This window comes from Methanospirillum stamsii, assembly GCF_003173335.1.
Classification (GTDB): Archaea; Halobacteriota; Methanomicrobia; order Methanomicrobiales; family Methanospirillaceae; genus Methanospirillum; species Methanospirillum stamsii.
This window is the reverse complement of the sequence record NZ_QGMZ01000065.1, coordinates 1-1,858: the sequence shown is the minus strand read 5'-3', so window position 1 is coordinate 1,858 and position 1,858 is coordinate 1. Positions and strand designations below refer to the sequence as shown.

Annotated in this window: 2 protein-coding genes; both read left to right on the top strand. The window is 35.0% G+C overall.

Going from position 1 to position 1,858, the window contains the following annotated elements:
• Positions 1–254 precede the first annotated feature (254 nt).
• On the top strand, positions 255–860 hold the full coding sequence (locus DLD82_RS17685; protein ID WP_181391524.1) for a hypothetical protein: 606 nt from the start codon (positions 255–257) through the stop codon (positions 858–860).
• Positions 861–978: 118 nt separating this feature from the next.
• Complete coding sequence (locus DLD82_RS17680) at positions 979–1,758, top strand: IPT/TIG domain-containing protein (protein WP_181391523.1); 780 nt, start codon at positions 979–981, stop codon at positions 1,756–1,758.
• The last annotated feature ends 100 nt before the right edge of the window (positions 1,759–1,858 follow it).

The window sequence follows — 1,858 nt, the reverse complement described above, 5'->3', positions numbered from 1 at the left end:
ATTACTTTATCAATGAGAAGAACTAAGGTTCGTTACCGGCAGGTGGGGGGCCGAGGTATCAATCGACTGAATCAGGCAGACGAAAAGGGTATTTTCATGAAACAAAACAAATTCCGGATGAAGGTAGATAATTGTACCGATTTTTTCTCTCGTAACATTGTTGGTTATTATATCTCTCTCAATGGACTGAAAAGTAATTTCCTACCTGGAAATTTTGTCAGAAAGACTCAGGAAAATACATGTCCGGAGGCATTATGAAGAATATAACGTTAGGTTTGATATTTTGCCTTTTTTTCATTCTGTTTGTCCCCTACATAGAAGCTTCACAGATTTCTTTTGGAGATAAGATGGGAATGAGTGATTTAGATTACCATCTTTACGAAGATATTCGAGGGGCGGATTTAATCGTTCAGGGAACCTTGTATGATGCAAAATCGCTTATCATTAATGGATCTACGATTCCTGTACAGACTGAAGGTAAGATCTTTATCAAAGAAATTCTGAAACAGAGTAATACTATCAATGCTACAGAGGGAATGATAATTGATGCATATGAATTTGGGGGAACCATTGATAATGAATCAACTACATATAATGGCATATACGTTATACCTGAATCTGGTGCTTCATATGAAGGCATCTATTTTCTGAATAATTGGGATCTATCTGGCAAAGGAAGATATTATAGATTCAAAATAAGTTCCCTCCCAATTGATATACTAAAAACGGCAATCGATAAAGCTGAAAAAGGACTGCCAATAGAATTGCCGGACATGTCATTTGTTGCACAATATGAAAGGGAAAAACTAAAACAGGAAAACACCACCAAAAATAATTTTCCGGACAATAACTCATCCTGAGTAAAAAATATAGATTGGATACAATGGTTTTCAGCCTTATTCAACCAGTAATTCTGAATTACTTCCTAACCGGAACTTCAATACAAATAATCCGGGAAAAATCATGTCCGGAGGCATTATGAATAATATTACATCAGGTTTACTATTTTGCCTTATTGTCATCCTCTTTGTCCCCTACGCAGAATCTTCACAGATTTCTTTTGGAGATAAAATGGGAATGAGTGATTTTGATTACCAAGTTTACGAGGATATTCGAGGAGCGGATTTAATCGTTCAGGGAACCTTGTATGATAGAAAATCGCTTATCATTAATGGATCTACTATTCCTGAACAAACTGAAGGTAAGATCTTAATCAAAGAGATTCTTAAACAGAGTAATAATTCAAATGCAACAGAGGGAATGATAATTGATGCATATGAATTTGGGGGAACTATTGATAATGAAACAACCTGTTATAATGAAAAATGCCCCATACCTGAACCTGGTGCTTCATATGAAAGGATATTTTACTTGAATAAATGGGATCTTTCTGGGAAAGGGAGATATTATCTCTTTGAAACAAGTATACGTTCTATCGATGAACTTAAACCAGCAATCGCAAATGTTGAAAAGGGGTTACCGATAGAATTAATGGACATGTCATTTGCAGCACAATTTGAGCGGGAACAAAAAAAAGGAATTATAACAACAACTACACTTCCGAATATTATTAATATTACTCCAAATGAAGGCTCAGCAGGAACAAAGACACAACTAACCATTTTAGGAACAAATTTTGGAAATAAAAGCTCAAATTATTCTACAGCAGACATTGCTTTTTATTCTGGATATAATAAAGACCATCCAGATTATTTTGCATCCGGAAGACAGGACACAGACCATAATAAAATAAAATAATTTTCCGGACAGAAACCCGGATTAAAATAAAAATCTCATCCTCATTTCCCTTTCCTACCCCACCGGATTCCGGAACCTGTTTTTGATTTATAAATTTATC